Annotated in this window: 27 protein-coding genes and 1 riboswitch; of the genes, 11 read left to right on the forward strand and 16 right to left on the reverse strand. The window is 34.2% G+C overall.

Annotation, left to right across the window (positions count from 1 at the left end; translation table 11 throughout):
* Positions 1-46 precede the first annotated feature (46 nt).
* Positions 47-466 (reverse strand): Rieske (2Fe-2S) protein, encoded by a 420-nt coding sequence (locus tag ACM55H_RS07590; RefSeq protein WP_416835943.1) that lies wholly within the window; start codon positions 464-466, stop codon positions 47-49.
* 163 nt (positions 467-629) lie between these two features.
* On the opposite strand from ACM55H_RS07590, the gene greA reads away from it, so the two are divergent.
* The 3 genes from greA (at position 630) to ACM55H_RS07605 (ending at position 2,830) form a co-directional block, all read left to right on the forward strand.
* Entirely contained in the window at positions 630-1,106 is a 477-nt protein-coding gene (gene greA / locus ACM55H_RS07595) for a transcription elongation factor GreA (RefSeq protein ID WP_039108693.1), read from the forward strand.
* A gap of 66 nt (positions 1,107-1,172) precedes the next feature.
* On the forward strand, positions 1,173-1,562 hold the full coding sequence (locus ACM55H_RS07600) for an HIT family protein (protein ID WP_039108694.1): 390 nt from the start codon (positions 1,173-1,175) through the stop codon (positions 1,560-1,562).
* Positions 1,563-1,657: 95 nt separating this feature from the next.
* Positions 1,658-2,830 carry a transglutaminase domain-containing protein gene (locus ACM55H_RS07605; RefSeq protein WP_416835944.1) on the forward strand — a complete coding sequence of 391 codons (1,173 nt, stop codon included), beginning with the start codon at positions 1,658-1,660 and terminating at the stop codon, positions 2,828-2,830.
* On the opposite strand, the gene ACM55H_RS07610 is transcribed toward ACM55H_RS07605, so the two are convergent.
* Positions 2,822-3,976 carry a sensor histidine kinase gene (locus ACM55H_RS07610; RefSeq protein ID WP_416835945.1) on the reverse strand — a complete coding sequence of 385 codons (1,155 nt, stop codon included), beginning with the start codon at positions 3,974-3,976 and terminating at the stop codon, positions 2,822-2,824. The genes ACM55H_RS07605 and ACM55H_RS07610 overlap by 9 nt on opposite strands.
* Before the next feature lie 175 nt (positions 3,977-4,151).
* On the opposite strand from ACM55H_RS07610, the gene ACM55H_RS07615 reads away from it, so the two are divergent.
* From ACM55H_RS07615 to ACM55H_RS07635, 5 genes are all read left to right on the forward strand, one after another.
* Positions 4,152-5,033 (forward strand): flavin reductase family protein, encoded by an 882-nt coding sequence (locus ACM55H_RS07615; RefSeq protein WP_416835946.1) that lies wholly within the window; start codon positions 4,152-4,154, stop codon positions 5,031-5,033.
* Between the two features lie 24 nt (positions 5,034-5,057).
* Positions 5,058-5,435: a DUF3127 domain-containing protein gene (locus ACM55H_RS07620; protein WP_039108700.1), complete on the forward strand. Its 378-nt coding sequence runs from the start codon at positions 5,058-5,060 to the stop codon at positions 5,433-5,435.
* A gap of 79 nt (positions 5,436-5,514) precedes the next feature.
* Entirely contained in the window at positions 5,515-6,159 is a 645-nt protein-coding gene (gene aat / locus ACM55H_RS07625) for a leucyl/phenylalanyl-tRNA--protein transferase (protein WP_416835947.1), read from the forward strand.
* 73 nt (positions 6,160-6,232) lie between these two features.
* Positions 6,233-6,733, forward strand: a complete 501-nt coding sequence (locus ACM55H_RS07630; RefSeq protein WP_416835948.1) for an MOSC N-terminal beta barrel domain-containing protein — start codon at positions 6,233-6,235, stop codon at positions 6,731-6,733.
* Between the two features lie 41 nt (positions 6,734-6,774).
* Entirely contained in the window at positions 6,775-7,026 is a 252-nt protein-coding gene (locus ACM55H_RS07635) for an MOSC domain-containing protein (protein WP_416836083.1), read from the forward strand.
* Here the strand turns inward: ACM55H_RS07635 and ACM55H_RS07640 are convergent.
* From ACM55H_RS07640 to rplM, 14 genes are all read right to left on the reverse strand, one after another.
* Positions 7,023-7,733, reverse strand: coding sequence for a HesA/MoeB/ThiF family protein (locus ACM55H_RS07640; protein WP_416835949.1), 711 nt, complete (start codon positions 7,731-7,733; stop codon positions 7,023-7,025). The genes ACM55H_RS07635 and ACM55H_RS07640 overlap by 4 nt on opposite strands.
* A gap of 18 nt (positions 7,734-7,751) precedes the next feature.
* Positions 7,752-8,873 carry a 2-iminoacetate synthase ThiH gene (thiH, locus tag ACM55H_RS07645; protein ID WP_416835950.1) on the reverse strand — a complete coding sequence of 374 codons (1,122 nt, stop codon included), beginning with the start codon at positions 8,871-8,873 and terminating at the stop codon, positions 7,752-7,754.
* A 92-nt stretch (positions 8,874-8,965) separates the two neighbouring features.
* Positions 8,966-9,736 (reverse strand): thiazole synthase, encoded by a 771-nt coding sequence (locus ACM55H_RS07650; protein ID WP_416835951.1) that lies wholly within the window; start codon positions 9,734-9,736, stop codon positions 8,966-8,968.
* Positions 9,723-10,355 carry a thiamine phosphate synthase gene (locus ACM55H_RS07655; RefSeq protein ID WP_416835952.1) on the reverse strand — a complete coding sequence of 211 codons (633 nt, stop codon included), beginning with the start codon at positions 10,353-10,355 and terminating at the stop codon, positions 9,723-9,725. Before ACM55H_RS07655 ends, ACM55H_RS07650 begins: the two co-directional genes overlap by 14 nt.
* Complete coding sequence (locus ACM55H_RS07660) at positions 10,348-11,103, reverse strand: hydroxymethylpyrimidine/phosphomethylpyrimidine kinase (RefSeq protein WP_416835953.1); 756 nt, start codon at positions 11,101-11,103, stop codon at positions 10,348-10,350. Before ACM55H_RS07660 ends, ACM55H_RS07655 begins: the two co-directional genes overlap by 8 nt.
* Positions 11,076-11,675, reverse strand: a complete 600-nt coding sequence (locus ACM55H_RS07665; protein ID WP_416835954.1) for a thiamine phosphate synthase — start codon at positions 11,673-11,675, stop codon at positions 11,076-11,078. Before ACM55H_RS07665 ends, ACM55H_RS07660 begins: the two co-directional genes overlap by 28 nt.
* A gap of 74 nt (positions 11,676-11,749) precedes the next feature.
* Positions 11,750-13,573, reverse strand: a complete 1,824-nt coding sequence (thiC, locus tag ACM55H_RS07670) for a phosphomethylpyrimidine synthase ThiC (protein WP_416835956.1) — start codon at positions 13,571-13,573, stop codon at positions 11,750-11,752.
* 103 nt (positions 13,574-13,676) lie between these two features.
* A complete protein-coding gene (gene thiS, locus ACM55H_RS07675) occupies positions 13,677-13,883 on the reverse strand; it encodes a sulfur carrier protein ThiS (protein WP_039108711.1) in 207 nt (68 codons plus the stop codon).
* Positions 13,884-13,946: 63 nt separating this feature from the next.
* Positions 13,947-14,043, reverse strand: a riboswitch (TPP riboswitch).
* Between the two features lie 83 nt (positions 14,044-14,126).
* The gene (locus ACM55H_RS07680) at positions 14,127-14,696 is read right to left on the reverse strand and encodes a DNA-3-methyladenine glycosylase I (RefSeq protein ID WP_416835957.1); all 570 of its coding nucleotides are present in this window, start codon (positions 14,694-14,696) and stop codon (positions 14,127-14,129) included.
* A gap of 2 nt (positions 14,697-14,698) precedes the next feature.
* Entirely contained in the window at positions 14,699-15,352 is a 654-nt protein-coding gene (locus ACM55H_RS07685; RefSeq protein ID WP_039108713.1) for a queuosine precursor transporter, read from the reverse strand.
* 164 nt (positions 15,353-15,516) lie between these two features.
* Complete coding sequence (gene tsf / locus ACM55H_RS07690) at positions 15,517-16,341, reverse strand: translation elongation factor Ts (RefSeq protein ID WP_416835958.1); 825 nt, start codon at positions 16,339-16,341, stop codon at positions 15,517-15,519.
* A 132-nt stretch (positions 16,342-16,473) separates the two neighbouring features.
* Positions 16,474-17,250 (reverse strand): 30S ribosomal protein S2, encoded by a 777-nt coding sequence (gene rpsB / locus ACM55H_RS07695; RefSeq protein ID WP_416835959.1) that lies wholly within the window; start codon positions 17,248-17,250, stop codon positions 16,474-16,476.
* A gap of 173 nt (positions 17,251-17,423) precedes the next feature.
* A complete protein-coding gene (gene rpsI / locus ACM55H_RS07700) occupies positions 17,424-17,810 on the reverse strand; it encodes a 30S ribosomal protein S9 (RefSeq protein ID WP_035669712.1) in 387 nt (128 codons plus the stop codon).
* A complete protein-coding gene (rplM, locus tag ACM55H_RS07705) occupies positions 17,810-18,265 on the reverse strand; it encodes a 50S ribosomal protein L13 (protein ID WP_035669714.1) in 456 nt (151 codons plus the stop codon). The genes rpsI and rplM overlap by 1 nt, the downstream gene beginning before the upstream one ends.
* A 326-nt stretch (positions 18,266-18,591) precedes the next feature.
* Here rplM and ACM55H_RS07710 point away from each other — a divergent pair, with 326 nt between their 5' ends.
* The 3 genes from ACM55H_RS07710 to ACM55H_RS07720 all read left to right on the forward strand — a co-directional run bounded on the left by ACM55H_RS07710 (position 18,592) and on the right by ACM55H_RS07720 (position 20,995).
* Positions 18,592-19,617 (forward strand): LacI family DNA-binding transcriptional regulator, encoded by a 1,026-nt coding sequence (locus ACM55H_RS07710; RefSeq protein WP_416835960.1) that lies wholly within the window; start codon positions 18,592-18,594, stop codon positions 19,615-19,617.
* Positions 19,618-19,703: 86 nt separating this feature from the next.
* On the forward strand, positions 19,704-20,231 hold the full coding sequence (locus ACM55H_RS07715) for an ankyrin repeat domain-containing protein (protein ID WP_416835961.1): 528 nt from the start codon (positions 19,704-19,706) through the stop codon (positions 20,229-20,231).
* A gap of 2 nt (positions 20,232-20,233) precedes the next feature.
* Positions 20,234-20,995, forward strand: coding sequence for a T9SS type A sorting domain-containing protein (locus tag ACM55H_RS07720; RefSeq protein ID WP_416835962.1), 762 nt, complete (start codon positions 20,234-20,236; stop codon positions 20,993-20,995).
* Positions 20,996-21,030 lie beyond the last annotated feature (35 nt).

Genomic DNA, 21,030 nt, shown 5'->3' on the forward strand with positions numbered 1-21,030 from the left:
TTAAAAACAAAAAATCCTGATAGTTTAGCTGTCAGGATTTTTTGTTTTAATTATAAACTCGAAGGACATTTCCATTAACTTCTACACGATATTGTTTTAAGGGATATTGTGCACCTCCTTGGGCTTGACCCGTAAACAAACTGTATTCTTTACTGTCACAAGAGCATAAAACATTGATTCCCTTTAGGGTCATAGTAGAGCAAGTGCTCAGTGCTTGATTAGGGCAAGCAGCATCAAATGCATTATAGCCACTTCCGGTATTGAATACAAATATCCCTTTGGCACCCACACCAGAATAATAAACTGCGTTACTTGGATATTGTAGAATTGAGTAAGCGGGCAAATTCATATTGAGATCTAAAGTAAAAGCGTAATTTGGGATGTATGGGTTTTTATTGTTAAAACCATTGTCACTGCAACCAAAGAAAAAAGGAATAATCAGGGATACCAAAAGCAGTTTTTTCATTATTCAAAATATATTAAAAGAATTAGCGAAACAAATTTAATTTATTTAACTTTGAATTATATATGATTAACATATATTTATAGGCTAAAAAAATTAATAGTATCTTTGTGGAAAGAAATCCCGTCCTGATGGGATTTTTTCTATTTATATAAATGACGAAATTATGAGCACAGTATCTTATTACACCGCGGAAGGATTAAAGAAGTTAAGAGAAGAATTAGATTATTTGAAAAGTGTAATGCGTCCAAAAGCATCTGCAGATATAGCTGAGGCAAGAGATAAAGGAGATTTGTCTGAAAATGCAGAATATGATGCAGCTAAAGAAGCACAAGGAATGCTTGAAATGCGAATCGCAAAACTGGAAGAAGTTCATTCTAACGCTCGATTAATTGATGAAACACATCTTGATCTTTCTAAAGTATTGGTTTTGTCGAATGTGAAAATCAAAAACCAAACCAATGGAATGGAAATGAAATACACGTTGGTTGCCGAAAGTGAAGCGGACTTAAAAACAGGAAAAATCTCTGTAACCTCACCAATTGGTAAAGGTTTACTTGGTAAATCGGTTGGTGAATTTGCTGAGATTACGGTTCCTAATGGTGTTTTGAAATTCGAGATTTTAGAAATTTCTCGCGACTAAATAGTTAAAGACTCAATCGGTAATTGATTAACCGATTCAAAAATTAACCAATTAACCAATTCCATAATGTCAAGTATTTTTACTAAAATCATAAACGGAGAAATTCCTTGTTATAAAATCGCAGAGGATGAACATTTTTTGGCATTTTTGGATGTAAATCCAAACGCAAAAGGACATACGCTTTGTGTCCCAAAACAGGAAATTGATAAGATTTTTGATATAGAGGATGATTTATACATTGGACTAATGCAGTTCTCAAAAAAAATAGCTGTTGCATTAGAGAAAACAGTTCCATGTAAAAGAATAGGAATGGCCGTTATAGGACTAGAAGTTCCTCATGCACACGTTCATCTTATTCCTTTAAATGAAATGGATGAAATGCGTTTTCAAAATAAAGTGTCTCTTTCAAAAGAAGAATTTGAAGCTTTGGCAAAAAGCATTCAAACCAATTTATAATAGTTGCACCAATAAAATAAATTGGTACGGTTTTCGTTTAGAAAGGGAATAGGTGAAAATCTATTCCCTTTTAATTTATGAGTCTATTCGGTAAGATGAAAAACATTTATTTAACTCTTTCTTTATTTTTATCCGTTTTAAGTTTTGGTCAAGTTAACTCAGGATTTGGTTTGATTGACAATAAAATGGCGGCTATTTCCACAAGTTCTACTAATTCTACTGCGGCTATCGCTAATTATATAAATGCCAATTTCAAAACAGATATGGATAAAATCCGTGCGGTTTTTTATTGGACGGCATCAAATATCAGCTACGATGTTGCGAATATGTATGCTGTGAATTTTAATGAAACTCCCCAAGACAGAATCATAAAAGCATTAAAAACAAAGAAAGGTGTTTGTATTCATTATGCTGAAGTTTTTAATGAGATTTCGAATAAAATAGGAATACAATCCTACATAATAGAAGGGTATACCAAACAATATGGGAAAGTGGCAAACTTGGCTCATGCCTGGTGTGCTGCAAAAATTGATAATAAGTGGTATTTGTTTGACCCTACTTGGGGTTCAGGGTATGTCAATAATGGGAAATTTATTAAAAAATTGAATGAGAATTATTTTAAAGCGGAGCCGAGTAAATTAATCTCTTCCCATATTCCATTTGATTATTTGTGGCAGTTTCTAAATTACCCAATTACAAATAATGAATTTTATGCGGGTACAACTCAAATTAATAAATCAAAGAAATTTTTTGATTTTGAAACCGAAATTACCAAGTATAATAAATTGCCTGAAACGGATAAATTATTTGAGTCTGCGGCAAGGATAGAAAAAAATGGGGTGCTGAATGCTATGATTTTAGAGCGTCTGGAAGGAAAAAAGAAAGAGTTAGCTTATTTACGACATAATGCAAATATTGAAAAATTGAATTCAATAGTCGCCGATTTTAATGAGGCAGTTATCCTATTGAACGACTTTGTTCATTACAGAAATAATAAGTTCAAGCCCACTTTTTCAGACGATGAAATAAGCCGAATGATTCAAACGCCAAAAGAGAAATTAGTTAAATGCCAAGATGCTATTTATAATATTGGAGCTGTTGGGAATGAGAATGCATCTAATTTAGCTTCGATTAAAAAATCCATTAATGAGGTATTGGCACAAACCGAAGAACATCTATTGTTTGTTCAGGAATATTTGAGTAAGTCAAAAATTGCCAGAAAATTGATGTTTACGAAGGTTTCTTGGTACGGAGTTCCGTTAAACTAAATCACTTTTTTTAAAACTCACTTGCATTGTCGTTCCTTTGCCTATTTCGGAACCCAGTACTTTGATGGTTCCTTTGTGGTATTCTTCCACAATTCTTTTGGTTAAAGAAAGTCCTAAGCCCCAACCCCTTTTTTTAGTTGTAAAACCGGGTTCAAAGATAGTTTTGAATTGTTTTTTCTGAATTCCGCCTCCGGAATCGATAATGTTTATTTTTACATAATCGCCATCTTGCTCTATTTCTAAAGCTAATTTTCCTCTGCCTTTCATGGCGTCGATAGCATTTTTTACTAAATTTTCTATCGTCCAACTGTGTAAAGTAGGGTTTAACGATACCATTATTGGTGATTTTGGTGCTTTAAAGGAAAATTCAATTTGTTTCGAAAACCGAGATTGTAAATAGTCGTAAGACTGCAATGTTTCCGCTACAATATCTTTGTTTTCTAATTTTGGTTCCGAACCTATTTTTGAAAAACGATCTGTTATAGTTTGCAGACGCTCAATGTCTTTTTCAATTTCGAAAGTAGTACTTTCATCTACATTTTCGGATTTCAGGAGTTCAACCCAGCCAATTAAGGATGAAAGTGGAGTTCCTATTTGGTGCGCTGTTTCTTTGGCCATTCCAGCCCAAAGTTTGTTTTGCGTGGCCATTTTTGTACTTCTGTAAAAGTTATAGACCAAGCCGCCAAAAAGCACTATGATTAGCACTAATGCAACGGGATAGTATTTTAGTTTATTCAGTAATGCGGAATTACCATAATATAAATTTTGAAATTTCCCGGGTACATATTCAATAACAATAGGCTCATTTTCATTTTTTAAATCGTGTAAAAATGCGTTTGCCTTAGATTTATTTTTCACAATGGCATCATCAATATTCACCGTATTTATAATGCTGTCTTTTTCTGTAAGTATGATGGGAATGGAAGTATTGTTACTGAAAATCTGAAGAGGAAGTTCTACATCCGTATTTTCGTCGGCATTAATCAGTGTTTTTTGAGCTTTTGCCCAAAGGTTCATTTTTAATCGTTCTTCATTTTTGAAGATTTGAAAAAAGGTATAGGTATTCCAAAGAATCAATGAAATTATTAAAAAGGAAGCAAAAATAATAATCCAACGGGTTGTATTTCTTCTTTCAGAAAACTGCATAAATTAAATTTTGAATTATAAATATAACGAAATAAATGCTCTAGTATTTTAGTTTTAATTAAAGAATTTTTTTTCAAAAAATTATATCCTATTTTTATTCTAAATCTCGATTACTACTTCTTAAACTTGATTCATTTGTCTACTTTTGTATCTTTCGAAGATAAATTAAAAATATATGATTAGTATTGATCCTAAAAGTATTGAAACAGCTAAGTTGCAAGGCTATTTGCAAAGCTCTGTTGGACCAAGACCTATCGCTTTTGCAAGTACTATTGGTGTCAATGGAATTCCTAATGTATCGCCTTTTAGTTTTTTCAATGTGTTCAGTGCTAATCCGCCAATACTTATTTTTTCACCAGCAAGACGGGTTCGTGATAATTCGATTAAACATACTTTAATCAATGCCGAAGCAACTCGGGAAGTAGTAATCAATGTGGTGAATTATGATATGGTTCAACAAACTTCTCTGGCAAGTACAGAGTATGCTGATGGAGTAAATGAGTTTATAAAATCAGGTTTTACGCCGATTCCTTCCGAAGTTGTAAAGCCTTTCAGGGTTAAAGAATCGCCAGTTCAATTTGAATGCAAAGTCACTCAGATTATTCCTTTGGGAAGTGAAGGAGGCGCAGGAAATTTGATTCTTTGTGAAGTGTTGCGAATTCATATTGACGAATCTATTTTGGACGAAAACGGAGCAATTGATCAGCATAAAATAGATTTGGTTTCAAGATTAGGCGGCAATTGGTATTCCAGGTCAAACCAAGGACTTTTTGAAGTGCCGAAACCATTGTCAACACTAGGAATAGGAGTGGATGCAATTCCTAATTTTATAAAAGAAAGCACTGTTTTTAATGGAAATGATTTAGGTATGTTAGGTAATATTGAAGCCTTGCCTACAATGGAAGAAGTTAGTATATTTGTAAAACAAAATTTTGCTGTGAAAGGTGTTTTAAGCTCCGATGATACTATAAAAGTACATTTAGAAGCTAAAAAATATTTAGATAGTAATGATGTGTTTTCAGCATGGAAAGTACTTTTGGCTGAAAGAAAAAAATAGAGCAAAACAATTAAAACATAGAAGATGGAAGTTACAGGAAAAATTAAAATGATCGATCAAACTAAAGAAGTTGGATCTGGAGGTTTCAAAAAAAGAGATGTAGTTGTTACTACTGATGAGCAGTATCCACAACATATTCTAGTTCAGTTTGTTCAGGATAAATGTGACTTATTGAACGGTTTTCAAGTAGGTGAAGCTGTAAAAATTGATATTAATTTAAGAGGTAGAGAATGGACAAATCCTCAGGGAGAAACTGTTTATTTCAATACTATCCAAGGATGGAGAATAGGAAAAGTTCAAGCTGAAGCTCCTTCTGCACAAATGCCACCTATGCCAGCTGCTGAAGCATTTGCACCAGCAACAAACTTAAACGAAGAAGAAGCAGACGATTTACCATTCTAAATCATTTGATTTTCTATTGATGTAGTAATCAAACCCGACAGCTATCTTTTAACTGTCGGGTTTTATTTTTTAATAAAGAATGTATTATTTAACTGCAGCACTATTCTTTCCTCCAGTTTCTCAGACTAATTCTACGGGTATTCTTGCTCTTGGAGGAGATTTGTCTACTGAGCGACTACAGCTTGCTTATACGAATGGGATTTTCCCATGGTTTGAAGATGGGGAACCTATTACATGGTGGTCACCTAATCCCAGAATGGTTTTGTTTCTGGATGAATTGATTGTTTCCAAGAGTATGCGCAACATTCTCAATAGGAATATTTTCAAGGTTACGTTTAATCAGAATTTTAGGGACGTAATCTCTTATTGTCAAAACATAAAACGCAATGGTCAAAACGGAACTTGGATTACCAATGATATGATTGAAGCTTATTGCAAATTGAACGAATTAGGTATTGCTAAATCAGTAGAAGTTTGGCAAGATGATGAGTTGGTAGGCGGTTTATATGGTGTCGATTTAGGACATGTTTTTTGTGGAGAAAGTATGTTTTCTACAGTTTCGAATGCTTCAAAAGTAGCTTTTATCGCTTTGGTAAATCAATTGAAAAGGGATAATTATAAATTGTTAGATTGTCAAGTTTATAATCCTCATCTGGAAAGCTTGGGCTGTAGAGAAATTGACAGAGAAGAATTTATGAGTATTTTGAATGTTTCTAAAAAGTAAGTTTCGTTATCTTTCTTTAATTCTTGAATTTGAAAAATAAGTATTTTTATAGCCAACTAAATTTTAATATGTAATGGACAATATTCTTTTTATTAGCGAGATCTACATCTATCCCATTAAAAGTTTAGGAGGAATTAGTTGTCAAAGTGCCAGGGCTGAGGAAATGGGTTTTGAAAATGACAGAAGATGGATGTTGATTGATGAAAACAATCAATTTATAAGTCAAAGAGAGCATCCTATTCTCAGTCAATTTCAACCTCAAATTTCAGATGGTAAAATTGAGATAACGTATCTAGGTAAAAAACATACTTTTTTTATAAATGAAAGTATAAATAATCCAATTTCAGTGGCAGTTTGGGATGATCAAAGCGAAGTTTTCGAAGTTAATAAAATAACCTCCGATTGGTTTAGTGAATGTCTCGGTTTTACCTGTAAATTGGTAAAAATCATTGAAATTGGCGATAGAAAACATAAAAGCAAGGCATTGAATGTTACTTTCAATGTTAGCCTAGCCGATGGTTATCCGTATTTATTAGTTGGGAGCGAAAGTTTAGACCATCTAATAAAAAATTAAAAGATAAGATTACTGTTGCAAGATTTAGGCCTAATATTGTTATTAATAGTGCCCTTGCCCATGAAGAGGATGATTTTGGGATTATAAAAATAGGAGATGTTACATTCCAAAATGTAAAACCTTGCGGCAGATGCATAATGGTCAATAATGATCCATTGAAAAGTATTGTGCTAAAAGAACCTTTAAAGACATTAAGCAAATACCGAAAAGTGGATAATAGTGTTCTTTTTGGAACCAATTTAGTATGTCTTGAAAAAGGAATTGTTAGCGTAGGAGATGTTTTGAGTTTTTAGAATTTAAGTTTGTTGAAATTCCAATCCAAGCTATTAAATAGTACCAATTCATTTTCTAAAGTTGGTAAATCCATAATCAGTTTCAAAGTTTCATGCGCCATCATCGTGCCGATAATTCCCGGAAGTGTACCTAATACGCCATTAAAATTACAATTGGGGACGTCTTTTGGATTTGGTGGTTCAGGGAATAAGTCACGAAGATTTTTATTTCCATTATGATTGAAAACTGCCATCTGTCCTTCAAAATTTAAGATGCTGCCATAGATCAATGGTTTTACTAACGCTACACAAGTATCGTTTACTAAATAACGGGTAGCAAAATTATCGCAACCGTCAACAATTACATCAAAATTTCCAATGATTTGTGTGGCATTTTCAATAGTTAACTTTTCTTCAAAAGCAATAATATCAATCAATGGATTTAAAGTTTCTAAGACTGATTTTGCGGTAATTGATTTTGATCGACCAACGTGTTTCTCCGTATATAGAATTTGACGGTGAAGGTTGTGTAATTCTATTGTGTCAAAATCTACTATTCCGATAGTTCCTACTCCAGCTGTTGCTATATATTGTAAAATAGGACAACCTAGTCCGCCAGCTCCAATCACTAGAACTCTAGCTTTCTTGAGTTTTTCTTGTCCCGAATCACCTATTTCCGGTAGCATCATTTGTCGGTTGTACCGTAAAAAATCTTGAATAATACTCATATTCTGCAATCTAAAATGTTAATCTATATTTGTATAACTTCTGTCCCAATCTTTCCAAACGGGTTCGTATCCTCTACTTGAAATGACTTTGGCAATCTCAGAAGCCGATCGTTCATCACTGATTTCAAATTGCTCCAATGATTGCGGATCAACAACATAACCACCAGGATTAGTTTTAGAACCGGCACTCATACTGGTTATACCAATTGGAATAATATTATCACGAAATTTTTCATTTTCACGGGTTGACATGGAGATTTCTAAATCTTCATTCCACAAACGGTAGGCGCAAATGAGTTGGGTCAAATCGGTATCATCCATGATAAAGTTGGGTTCAATAACTCCTTCTGCGGGTCTTAATCTAGGGAAAGAAACCGCATATTTAGTTTGCCAATACGTTTTTTGTAAATAATCTAAATGCAAGGCATTGAAAAAACTGTCCGTACGCCAATCTTCCAATCCTAATAAAACACCCAATCCAATTTTATGAATACCCGCTGTCCCTACCCGGTCCGGTGTTTCCAAACGAAAATCGAAATTAGATTTTTTTCCTTTTGTGTGGTATTGTTTATAAACATCACGATGATACGTTTCTTGGTATACTAAAATTGAATAGATTCCAGCGTTATGCAATTGCTCGTATTCTTCTGTTGACAATGGTTGCACTTCGGCTGAAATAGTAGAAAAATCGTTTTTTATTTGAGCAATTGTCTTTAGAAAATAATGAACGTTTACAGTATGATTTGCTTCGCCGGTAACCAACAAAACATGATCAAATCCCGCTTTTTTTAAGACCTCAATTTCTAGCGTAATTTCACTTTCGGTAAGTGTTTTTCGCTTGATTTTGTTATCCAAACTAAAACCACAATAGGTGCAAATGTTCTGACATTCGTTACTTAAATACAAAGGAGCATACATCTGAATCGTTTTGCCAAATCTTTTTTTAGTTAATTCATGGGCCTGTTGCGCCATTTGCTCTAAATAGGGTTGGGCTGCAGGTGAAATTAATGCCAGAAAATCATCGAGATTCCGCTTGCTTTTGGCTAATACATATTCGACCTCTAATGAAGTAGTGCTGTATATTTTGGTTTTAATGGTATCCCAATCGTAATTGTCAAAAACCGATTTAAAAGTGTTCATTGTTTATGTTGGTTATTTAGTAATCGTCATTTTATTATCCAGTTTAGGCTTCCTCTTCTTTGAGAGTCCCGAGGTTTCAGGAGGTCTGAGGATTACTCATGCAAAAACGCTGTTAAAGGACTCGAAGCTATCGCACGATTTACTTTTTGTGCTAATTGTGCCTCATAGGCTTTTCGACCTGCAATTACAGCTTCTCTAAAAGCCTCTGCCATTAGTATTGGATTTCCTGCCACTGCAATCGCTGTATTTACCAAAACCGCATCAGCTCCAAGTTCCATTGCTTTTGCAGCATCAGAAGGTGCGCCAATTCCTGCATCTATAATTACGGGAACTCTACTTTGTTCGATAATGATTTCTAAAAAATCAATGGTTTTTAATCCTTTGTTACTCCCAATCGGCGAGCCCAAAGGCATCACTGCCGAAGTTCCGGCGTCTTCCAAACGCTTGCACAAAACCGGATCTGCATGAATATAAGGCAAAACGATAAATCCTAATTTTGCTAATGCTTCCGTAGCTTTTAAGGTTTCGATTGCATCAGGCATTAAATATTTTGGATCAGGATGAATTTCCAGTTTAAGCCAATTGGTTTCTAATGCTTCGCGGGCTAATTGTGCAGCAAAAATGGCTTCTTTGGCATTTCTTGCGCCTGAAGTATTAGGTAATAAATTAATTTTCGGGTGTTTCAGATGTGCTAAAATAGCATCTGTTTCGGTTTCTAAATCAACACGTTTTAAAGCTACGGTTACTAACTCGCTCCCGGATGCTAAAATGGCTTCTTCCATCTGTTGATTGGAACCGAATTTCCCTGTGCCTAAAAACAAACGGGATTCGAAGGTTTTGTCTCCTATTTTAAATGGTAACATATAATTTGTCGTTAAGTTGATTGATAAGTTGCGATGCATTTTCGGTTTGTGTAATCAAACCGGAAACGGCGATTCCGTGAATTCCAGTTTTCATTAGACTTTCTACATTTTCAAGTGTGATTCCTCCAATGGCATAAATGGGGATTTGGATGTTTTTTGCCTTCATTTGACTGATAATCGAACGATAGCCTTCCAATCCTAAAATTGGACTTAGATTTTGTTTGGTTGTTGTAAATTGGAATGGCCCCAAACCAATATAATCACAATTTTCGGCTGTTCTTTGAAGTACATCTTCAAAAGTATTTGCGGTGCCTCCAATGATTTTTGTTTTTCCTAAAATGAGTCTTGCTTCTTCAATGCTCATGTCACTCAACCCTAAATGAACTCCATCCGCATCCAATTGCTTTGCTAAATGGACGTTGTCATTGATGATAAAAGTGGCTAAATATTCTTTGCATAACATTTTTGTGGCTTCCGCCAAAGTGAAAGCATCATCTGAATAATTTTTTTTGAATCTCATTTGTATCCAATCGCAACCATTATCCAATGCTTTGTGGATGTTGTATAATTGTTCTTCGACTGTGTTTCCTTGCGAAATGTATTGTAATTGGTTATGCATAATGATATCCTAATTTGGTTTGGTTAGATTGTAAATAGGTTTCTATATATTTTTTGGCATTGCTACATGCTGTTTTTAGGTCTTGTCCCAAGGCTAAATTAGCAGTAATAGCGGATGATAATACGCAGCCGGAGCCATGTTTTTCAAAAACTAAAGTGTTATTTGGCGCAAGTCTGAAAATATCATTTCCGGTATATAAATAATCGATACCAACTGCAAATGGATTATGACCTCCTTTGAGTAAAGTTGAACAGTATTTTGAAAGTTCAAGAGCGATTAAAACAGGATTTTTTTCTCCCGAAGACAATTGTAAAATCTCATTGTAATTGGGTGTTATTAAATCTATTTTTTTTAATATTTCTATTAAAATAGCTTGATTTTCGATGGTTATAAAATTGAATTCACTACTGGACTTCAAAACCGTATCCCAAATTATTTTTGTTTTTGGCGAAAGTTTTTTTATGACCAAAACAATTTCTCTTAAATAATCCAATGAAGGAATAATTCCAATTTTTACGGCTTTAATAGTATAGTTGCCGAACAATTTTTCCAATGATTTCAAAACAAAATCTAAGTCAGTCCATTCTATTTCGAAGAACTCATTTTCAGTTTGAATGGTATTGCCGGTATTTACAGCAAACCCATAGACGTGATGTTGCTCGAATGTTTTGGCATCTGCCAGAATTCCTGCGCCTCCAGAAGGATCAAAGCCTGCAATTGTTAATACGAAAGGGCGGTTTGCTGACATAGTTTAAAATTTTCTATTGGGTTGTTGCTGTTCCAAATGGTACCTAAAAGCGCCACATCTTCAAAACCATATTTCAATGCAGTTTTGATTCTCTCAGATGTAATTCCTCCTACTGCAATTAGTGCAGTTTTGTTGTTATTTCTTTGTTTTAATTCTTTTTCAAAATCAATATTCGAAATGTAATTTGGTTTAGAAATACTTTCGAAAACCGGTCCAAAAAATGCATAATCATAAACATTAGATAATTCTTCAAAGTCAGTCATGCTGTGAACAGAAGTAGTGAGTGTAAATCGGTTGCCTTTCCATTTTTTAAAACTTTCTTCGGGTGTTTCATTTCGTTTTTTTTCTGTAAAATGAATGCGATGTATTCCAAATGCTGAAGCCAATTGATGATGACTGTGTAAAACCAAATTTTGTCTATAATCCGATTTTATTTCCGATAAGAAAGCTTTGATTTCTGCTGTAGAAAAATCTGGTTTTCGAACATGAAACAACTGTAATCCTTCTTTGAAAAGTTGATGGATGAGGTTAATTTCATTCTCAATTGGAGTTGGATTTGAAATGACTATCATATTTAGTTTTAATGAAAGACAAAGAGATAATAGATGCTATTTTGTATCTATCATCTCCTTCGCCTATATTCTTTTTAACTATAAATTTCTTTTCCGTTTTCTACAAATTCTTGTGATTTCTCTTGCATCCCTTTTTCAGCTTCGGCAACATCACGAATTTCCTGTGAAATTTTCATAGAGCAGAATTTTGGTCCGCACATGGAACAAAAATGAGCCACTTTTGCGCCATCAGCCGGTAATGTTTCATCATGAAATTCTCGGGCAGTATCTGGATCTAATGATAAGTTGAATTGGTCTTCCCAACGGAATTCGAAACGCGCTTTGCTCAAGGCATTGTCACGGTATTGTGATCCAGGATGACCTTTAGCCAAGTCGGCGGCATGTGCGGAAATCTTATAGGTGATAACGCCATCTTTGACGTCTTTTTTGTTTGGTAAACCAAGATGTTCTTTTGGTGTCACATAACACAACATCGCGCATCCATACCAGCCAATCATTGCTGCACCAATAGCAGAAGTGATGTGATCATAACCCGGAGCAATATCGGTTGTTAATGGTCCTAAAGTATAAAAAGGAGCTTCATCACAATGTTCCAATTGTTTGTCCATATTTTCTTTAATCATGTGCATCGGTACGTGACCAGGACCTTCAATGAATACTTGAACATCGTGTTTCCAAGCGATTTTTGTCAGTTCGCCAAGTGTTTCCAATTCGGCGAATTGCGCAGCATCATTTGCATCTGCAATAGAACCGGGGCGTAAACCGTCTCCTAATGAGAAGGCTACATCATACTGTTTCATGATTTCGCAAATCTCTTCGAAATGGGTGTAAAGGAAGTTTTCTTTGTGGTGAAACAAACACCATTTTGCCATGATAGAACCACCACGGGAAACAATTCCGGTAACGCGGTTGGCTGTTAAATGAATATACCGTAATAAAACTCCGGCATGAATAGTGAAATAAGAAACCCCTTGTTCTGCTTGTTCTATTAAAGTATCGCGGAATACTTCCCAAGTTAAATCTTCGGCAACGCCGTTTACTTTTTCCAAAGCTTGGTAAATAGGTACGGTTCCGATTGGCACTGGAGAATTTCGGATAATCCATTCTCTGGTTTCGTGAATGTTTTTCCCGGTTGATAAATCCATAATCGTGTCAGCTCCCCAACGACAAGCCCAAACCGCTTTTTCTACTTCTTCTTCGATAGTCGAGGTTACGGCACTGTTTCCAATGTTAGCATTAATTTTTACCAAGAAGTTACGACCTACAATCATAGGTTCGCTTTCAGGATGGTTGATGTTGTTTGGAATAATTGCACGACCTCTGGCTACTTCGCTACGAACAAATTCAGGTGTGATTTTAGATTTTGGGGTATTAGCTCCAAAACTGTTTCCCCCATGTTGGCATTGCATCGCTTTGGTTTGTTCGTTTATTAGCTCTAAGCGTTGGTTTTCACGAATGGCAATATATTCCATTTCGGGAGTGATAATTCCCTGTTTTGCATAATATAATTGGGATACATTAGCTCCTTTTTTGGCACGCATGGGTTTGTGCAAATATTCAAAACGTAATTCGTTTAGTTTTTCATCGTTCAGACGCTTTTTTCCATATTCAGAAGAGATTTCAGTCAATTCTTCAACATCATTACGGTCCAGAATCCATTGTTCGCGGATGCGTGGCAATCCTTTTCGAATGTCAATTTCGATATTCGGGTCGGTGAATGGACCGGAAGTATCGTAAACGGTTACCGGTGGATTTTTTTCTATTCGTCCGTTAGATAATTTAGTGTCTGCCAATGCAATTTCTCGCATCGCTACTTTTATGGGATGAATGGTTCCGTCCACGTAAATTTTTGTAGAGTTTGGGAAAGGAGTTCTTGAGATTTTTTCTTCGTTATTCATGTTTTTTTAATTGAAAGATTTTTGATTAAAAAATTGAAAGATTGAAGAGTGGATTTGATAAATATTTTAATCCTTAAATCTTTCAATCTTTAAATTAAAATGTTTATCCGCCTTGAGTTGCTGAGATGATGAGAATGTCGTCGGTTTCTTGAATAGGATGGGAATTCCAGTTGGATTTTGGAATCACGGTATTGTTAATGGCTACGGCAATTCCGTTTTGTTTGATGGGAATTTCCAAGTCAAGAAGTGCCTGAACAGTAAGACTGTCAGTTGCAAATTGTTTTGTTTGATTGTTGATTTTGAGCTCCATTCCTTTTGAGTTTAGTATACAGTTATACTTTAGGAATGGCTACAATGACACATAAATGTGCGCAGAAGTCATCTTACTTTTCCCTACGCTAGTATGAACTAGATCAGGTTCAGAGGGTAATTCTCAGCCTACAATGTTGTAGACACCCCTAAAGTGTGGAGCAAAAATAGGATATTATTTAATACGTGATTCTTAAATTTTGTAAAAAAATGAAACTTTTCGAACTTGTTTTGTTATTGATTTTTAAAAAGTTACTGTTTTTTTCCAGCAATCTTCTACGTGATCATCGACCATTCCTGTTGCTTGCATGTGCGCATAAACTACAGTTGATCCCACAAATTTAAACCCGCGTTTTTTCAAATCTTTACTGATAGCGTCAGAAAGTGGAGTAGTGCCAGGAACTTCTTTCAGGGTTTTTCGATTGTTATTTATTGGTTTTCCTCCTGTAAATTCCCAAATGTATTTTGAAAAACTGCCAAATTCATCTTGTACTTTCATGAAGGCAACCGCATTTGAAACTGCTGCGCGAATTTTTAACTGATTGCGGATAATACCTGCGTTTTGAAGTAATTCCTGAATTTTATCCTCGGTATAAAGAGCAACTTTTTTATAGTCAAAATCATCAAAAGCTAATTTGAAATTTTCTCTCTTTTTTAGGATTGTAATCCAGCTTAATCCAGCCTGAAAGGTTTCCAAAATTAGGAATTCAAATAATTTTTGGTCATCATAGACGGGAACACCCCATTCTTCATCGTGGTATTTTTCGTAAATATCAATACCAACACACCATTTACATCTTGTTTTTTCTTCCATGATTATTCTGTTTCTTCTGATAAATATTTTTTTATTAAATGATGTCCTAAATAAATTAATGGAGTCAATAAAATAGCAATTCCTAATTTAAAGGTATAACCGATTATCGCAGAACTTAAAAAAGTGTCAAAGTTGATTTTTCCAGGTAACCAAAATGCAATTCCTAATACAATAAAGGAATCGAATAATTGTGAAACTACAGTAGAGCCTGTTGTTCGTAACCATATTTTTCGTTCTCCCGTTCTGTTTTTGAAAAACCAAAAAACGGTTACATCTATTAATTGGGAAACTAAAAATGCGATAATACTACCGGCAATAATCCACATACTTTGACCAAATACGGCATAAAATTGAGAATCATTTACAGGGCTAATTCCTTTTGCTGCGGGAACTAGTATGGCTAAAAGTAAAATGATAAAAGCATAAGCAATTAAACAAGCTGTAATATAAGATAGTTTTTTAACCCCTTTTTCTCCAAAGTATTCATTGATTAAATCGGTAGTGAGGAAAACTACTGGCCATGGCAAAATACCGATACTCATAACGAAAGGACCCACTTGTATCAATTTTCCACCAATCAATTCGGCTACAACTGCATTGGTAATGAAGATTCCTGCTAGGATTACGAACACAATATCTTTTTTGGATCTAAACATAAAAAACTATTAGTTTTCCAAATTTAGTATTTTAATTTCTTTTTAGATAATAAAAAAATCCCATCTTGTTTTTACAACAAAATGGGATTTTATATTTGGTTTAGAAAGCTCCTAAAATAAATTAGAGATTCTGAAACAGTCCCGAAACTTCGGGATAGAATAAATTATCCTAAAGCAGCTCTTTTGAAACCTGTAACGATAAGATCTTTATCTAAAGATTTAGCATAAGCAGCAACGCTCATTTTATTATCTTTAATGTAATCTTGGTTTACTAAAGTATTGTCTTTAAAGAAACGAGCCAATTTACCTTTAGCGATATTGTCTAACATTGCTTCTGGTTTTCCTTCTTGACGTAGGATATCTTTAGCGATTTCTATTTCTTTTTCGATAGTTTCAGCGTCTACACCACTTTCGTCTAATGCGATAGGTGACATAGCTGCAGCTTGCATAGCGATGTTTCTTGCTACTTCATCAGCACCTTCAATTTTTGCAGAAAGACCAACTAAAGTTGCAATTTTGTTTCCAGAGTGGATGTAAGACCCGATAAAAGCACCTTCTAATTTCTCAAAAGTTCTAATTTCTAGTTTTTCACCGATAACTCCAGTTTGCTCGATTAATTTATCAGCAACAGTAACTCCGTTGAAGTCAGCTGCTAAAAATGCTTCTTTAGTATCAAAAGTCAATGCTAAATTAGCCATTTCAGTAGCCATTTTTACAAAGTTTTCATTCATACCTACGAAGTCAGTCTCACAGTTTAATGTGATAACTACACCAGCAGTTTTGTCAGCATTTACAACAGCAATTGCAGCACCTTCAGTAGATTCTCTATCTGAACGGTTAGCAGCTACTTTTTGTCCTTTTTTACGTAGGTTTTCGATAGCTAAATCAAAATCTCCGTCTGCTTCAACCAAAGCTTTTTTGCAGTCCATCATTCCTGCACCAGTGATTGTTCTTAATTTATTTACGTCTGCAGCAGTAATTGTTGCCATGTTGTATTATTTTTTAAGGTTAAAAGTAAAAAATTCCAAGTTTCAAATCCAATTTCCAATTTTATTAAATTATCAACTTTAGGTTTCTAATTTTTTATGGAGAGGAATTAAAACTTGGAATTAAATGTTTATTTATTCTTCAGTTGCAGTTGGAGCAGCTGCTTCTACAGCAGGAGCTACTTCTACAGCTTCAGCAGTAGCTTCACCTTCTTTGTCAGAACCTCTATCAGAAAGTCCTTCAACGATTGCAGCTGTAACTAAAGATAAAATTTTATCAATTGATTTAGAAGCATCATCGTTAGATGGGATTACGAATTCAACCTCTCTTGGGTCAGAATTGGTATCCACCATTGCGAAAACTGGAATGTTTAATTTTTGAGCTTCTTTTATTGCGATGTGTTCCGCTTTGATATCAACTACGAACAATGCAGCTGGTAGTCTAGACATGTCAGCGATTGAACCTAAATTTTTCTCTAATTTAGCACGAAGACGATCCACTTGTAAACGCTCTTTTTTAGAAAGGGTCATGAATGTACCATCTTTCTTCATTTTATCAATAGTAGCCATTTTTTTAACAGCTTTACGGATAGTTACGAAGTTAGTTAGCATTCCACCAGGCCATCTTTCAGTGATGTAAGGCATGTTTGCAGCTTTTGCTTTTTCAGCAACGATATCTTTTGCTTGTTTTTTGGTAGCAACGAATAATATTTTTCTACCTGATGCAGCGATTTTTTTCAAAGCTTCATTAGCTTCTTCAATTTTTGCTGCAGTTTTATATAGATTGATAATGTGAATACCATTACGCTCCATATAAATGTAAGGAGCCATGTTTGGATCCCATTTTCTAGTCATGTGTCCGAAGTGAACACCTGCTTCTAGTAATTCTTTTACTTCTACTTTGTTTGCCATTTTGTTCTAGTTTACGTTCTGTTGATTAGCAATGAATAAATGGCGATTTCTCGGCTTTATACATTTAGATGCTAAACTATTTCCTACCTCAGTAGGAGAGCAACAACAACTGTTTTTTTAAATTCAATAATAAATGAACGATGTCTTGTCCCATTTGAACAAGACAGGTAATATTAACGTTTAGAGAATTGGAATCTCTTACGAGCTTTCTTCTGACCGAATTTCTTACGTTCAACCATTCTTGGATCTCTTGTTAATAAACCTTCTGGTTTCAATATTCCTCTGTTTTCAGCATTTACTTCACACATAACACGTGCTAATGCCATTCTTACAGCTTCTGCTTGACCAGTTGAACCACCACCGTAAACGTTAACTTTTACGTCAAAGTTGCTTACATTTTCTGTCATAGACATTGGTTGTAAAACTTTGTATTGTAAAGTTGCAGTTGGGAAGTATGTTTCGAATGCTTTTTTGTTTACAGTGATTACTCCTGTTCCTTCCGAAACATAAACACGTGCAACAGCGGTTTTTCTTCTACCGATTTTGTGAATAACTCCCATTACTTAAGATCGTTAAGGTTAACTGTTTTAGGTTTTTGAGCGCCTTGTTTGTGCTCTGATCCTACAACAACATTTAAATTTCTAAAAAGTTCAGCACCTAATTTATTTTTAGGTAACATCCCTTTTATTGCTTTTTCAACTAGTAATGCAGGGTTTTTTGATTGCAATACTTTAGCAGTTAAAGTTCTTTGACCTCCAGGGTAACCAGTGTGACGGATGTATGTTTTTTCATCCATTTTGTTACCTGTAAGGTTAATTTTTTCTGAGTTGATAACGATTACGTTATCACCGCAGTCCACGTGTGGTGTGTAACTTGGCTTGTACTTACCTCTTAAAATCATAGCGACTTTTGAAGCAAGACGACCTAAGTTATGACCATCAGCATCTACAACAATCCACTCTTTTGTAACTGTGGCTTTGCTTGCTGATTGTGTCTTGTAGCTTAATGCGTCCATAATATTTTTTTAATTAAACATTCCATCCCCAATAAAGGGGTTGCAAAAGTACAATTAATTATTTTAAATACAAATACCTTAAAAGAATATTTTTTATATGTTTTTGTGCTGATAATCAAATGTATATTTAGAATAAATTTAAGGTGTGTTTTTCGGATTATACTTATATTAGGTCTTTCAATAATTGTATTACATTTGTTGTCAAATAAAATTTGTATATTACACTTTTGTAAAAGCAGGTTTATATTACATAATAACTATATTTTTATACAAGAAAACAAATTAAATGATTCTTGTAATCATTAAAAAGCAATAAATTCCGATCTATGAAAGCTAAAGCAACTTTAAAACAAATTGCAAAAGAATTAAATGTTTCTGTTTCTACAGTTTCAAAAGCACTTAACGATAGTCCTGAAATTAGTGAATTGACAAAAATTAAAATTAAGGAATATGCAAAACTTAAAAATTATAAACCAAACGTTATTGGTTTAAATCTTAAAAATAGAAAAACAAAGACCATAGGTGTTATTATTCCTAATATTCTAAATTCTTTTTTTGCAAAAGTATTTAGCGGGATTGAAAAAATTGCGGATGAAAAAGGATACAATGTAATAATGTGTATTTCTAATGAATCATTAGATAAAGAAGCGCATACCCTTGAAATGTTGAGTAACGGGACAATTGACGGATTTATTCTATCGGTTTCAGAAGAAGCTCAAAAACTTCATGAATACAATCATTTCAAAGAAATCATTAATGATGGTACTCCTATAGTTATGTTTGATCGAATTGCCGAAGGAGTAGATTGTGATAAAGTTATAGTTGATGATTTTGATTCGGCTTTAAATTCTACCCAGCATTTAATAGATTTAGGGTGCAAGAATATAGCTTTGTTTTCTTCTGTAGATAATTTAAGCGTTGGTAAATTAAGAGCTGAAGGGTATCTTAAAGCATTGGCGGATAATAATATTCCTGTGAATGAGAATCTAATTATTCGTACAGATTCAGAGGATGATTTAAAGGATAAAATCGAGAATATTTTTGATAATAACAAGATTGATGGAATCTTTGCTTTGGAAGAAAATGACTCCGTGGCTGCATTGCGTATTGCTATTAAAAAAGGATATAAAGTACCTGAAGAAATTTCTATTATAGGTTTTGCAGATGGAATTCTTGCTTCCAGAAGATTATCACCAAGTTTAACCACGGTTAGTCAGCATGGTATTGAGATAGGGGAAGTTGCGGCTAAATTACTTATTGATAGATTAGAATCGAAAGAAGAGGATTTGCCGTATGAGACGGTTGTTATTAAGACAAAATTGAAAGAAAGAGAATCTACGAGAAATTTGTAGATTATTTTTTAAATTATTTTTTTATTTAGGTATCTTTTTTTTAACAAAAAAGATACCTTTATTGTTTATAATCAACTGGTTATGTTATGGTTAAATTTTACATTTTACTTATTTCATGCTTTTTCGTAAATACTACTTACGCCCAAGCAAAGCTTGATGTTTTTGATATTGGCAGAAAAGGAACCATAGATGAAGCGAAGGAACTATTCAAAACAAATCCAGAAGCATTTAATACCACAAACCAAGATGGTTTTTCCCCATTAATTTTAGCTTGTTATCGAAGCAATAATGAAGTAGCAAGATTTCTAATTGAAAATGGGAGTAATGTAAATGGTACCAGTAATATGGGAACTGCATTAATGGCGGCAGTTGTAAAAGGAAATTTTGAAATTGCTAAGTTACTCTTAAGTAAAAAAGCAGATGCTAATATTGCTGATACAAATGGAACTACTGCGTTGATATATGCCACAATGTTTAAAAACTATGATATTGTGAGTTTGTTGATTAAAGCAAAAGCTAATCCTGATTTTAAAGATAACAGAGGTAATTCGGCTACGGATTATGCCATACTTGCTAATGATGATAAATTAATAGAAATTTTAAAAACTAAATAGCTATGAAAAACTTTACTTTAACTGTATTTGCTTTTTTTATTATTTCGGTCATGTGTGGGCAAACTTTTACTACGGGTACAGTTGATTTATCAACTACATCTGGATTAGCATATTCTGCAAAAATTGATGTGTCTTCAACATTAGTTACTTTAACAATGGTTGGGCCAAGTGACAGGTATCTTGGGTTGGGTTTTGGAGTTGATTCCATGACTGATGGAGGGGATGTTGTAATATTTACGGGAAGTGCCTTAACAGACCGCACATTTCAAGGAATTGGGAATGTACCAGCATTAGATGTGACACAAAGTTGGACTATAACTTCTAATACAATTGCATCCGGAGTTAGAACATTAGTTGCCACAAGAGCTTTAGTCTCTTCGGGGAATTATACATTTAGCAATTCAGCTGGGGCATTAATGCTAGTTTGGTCAAGATCTGGTACGGCAAGTTTTAGTTTAGTTTCTCATGGTGCGGCAAATAGAGGAGCTCTTACAACTAATTTGATGCTAGGAAATCAGGATTTTACTGTGGAGTCTTTTAAGATGTATCCAAACCCAACTAAAGGATTTATGAGAATAGAACTTCCCGTGGCAATTACTTCGGGAGAAGTTAAAGTTTATGATAATTTAGGAAGAGTGGTTAGACGACAAAAAATCACCAACTTTGATAATGTCATTAATACTTCTGGCTTAACGATAGGATCTTATACTGTTGTCGTGAGAACGGATTATGGAAATGCCACAAAAACATTATTGGTTGATTAATTTATTATTTGCGTCTCAATAAGAAAGGGTCAGAT

The sequence above is a fragment of the Flavobacterium cryoconiti genome (genome assembly GCF_048158645.1).
Taxonomy (GTDB): domain Bacteria; phylum Bacteroidota; class Bacteroidia; order Flavobacteriales; family Flavobacteriaceae; genus Flavobacterium; species Flavobacterium cryoconiti.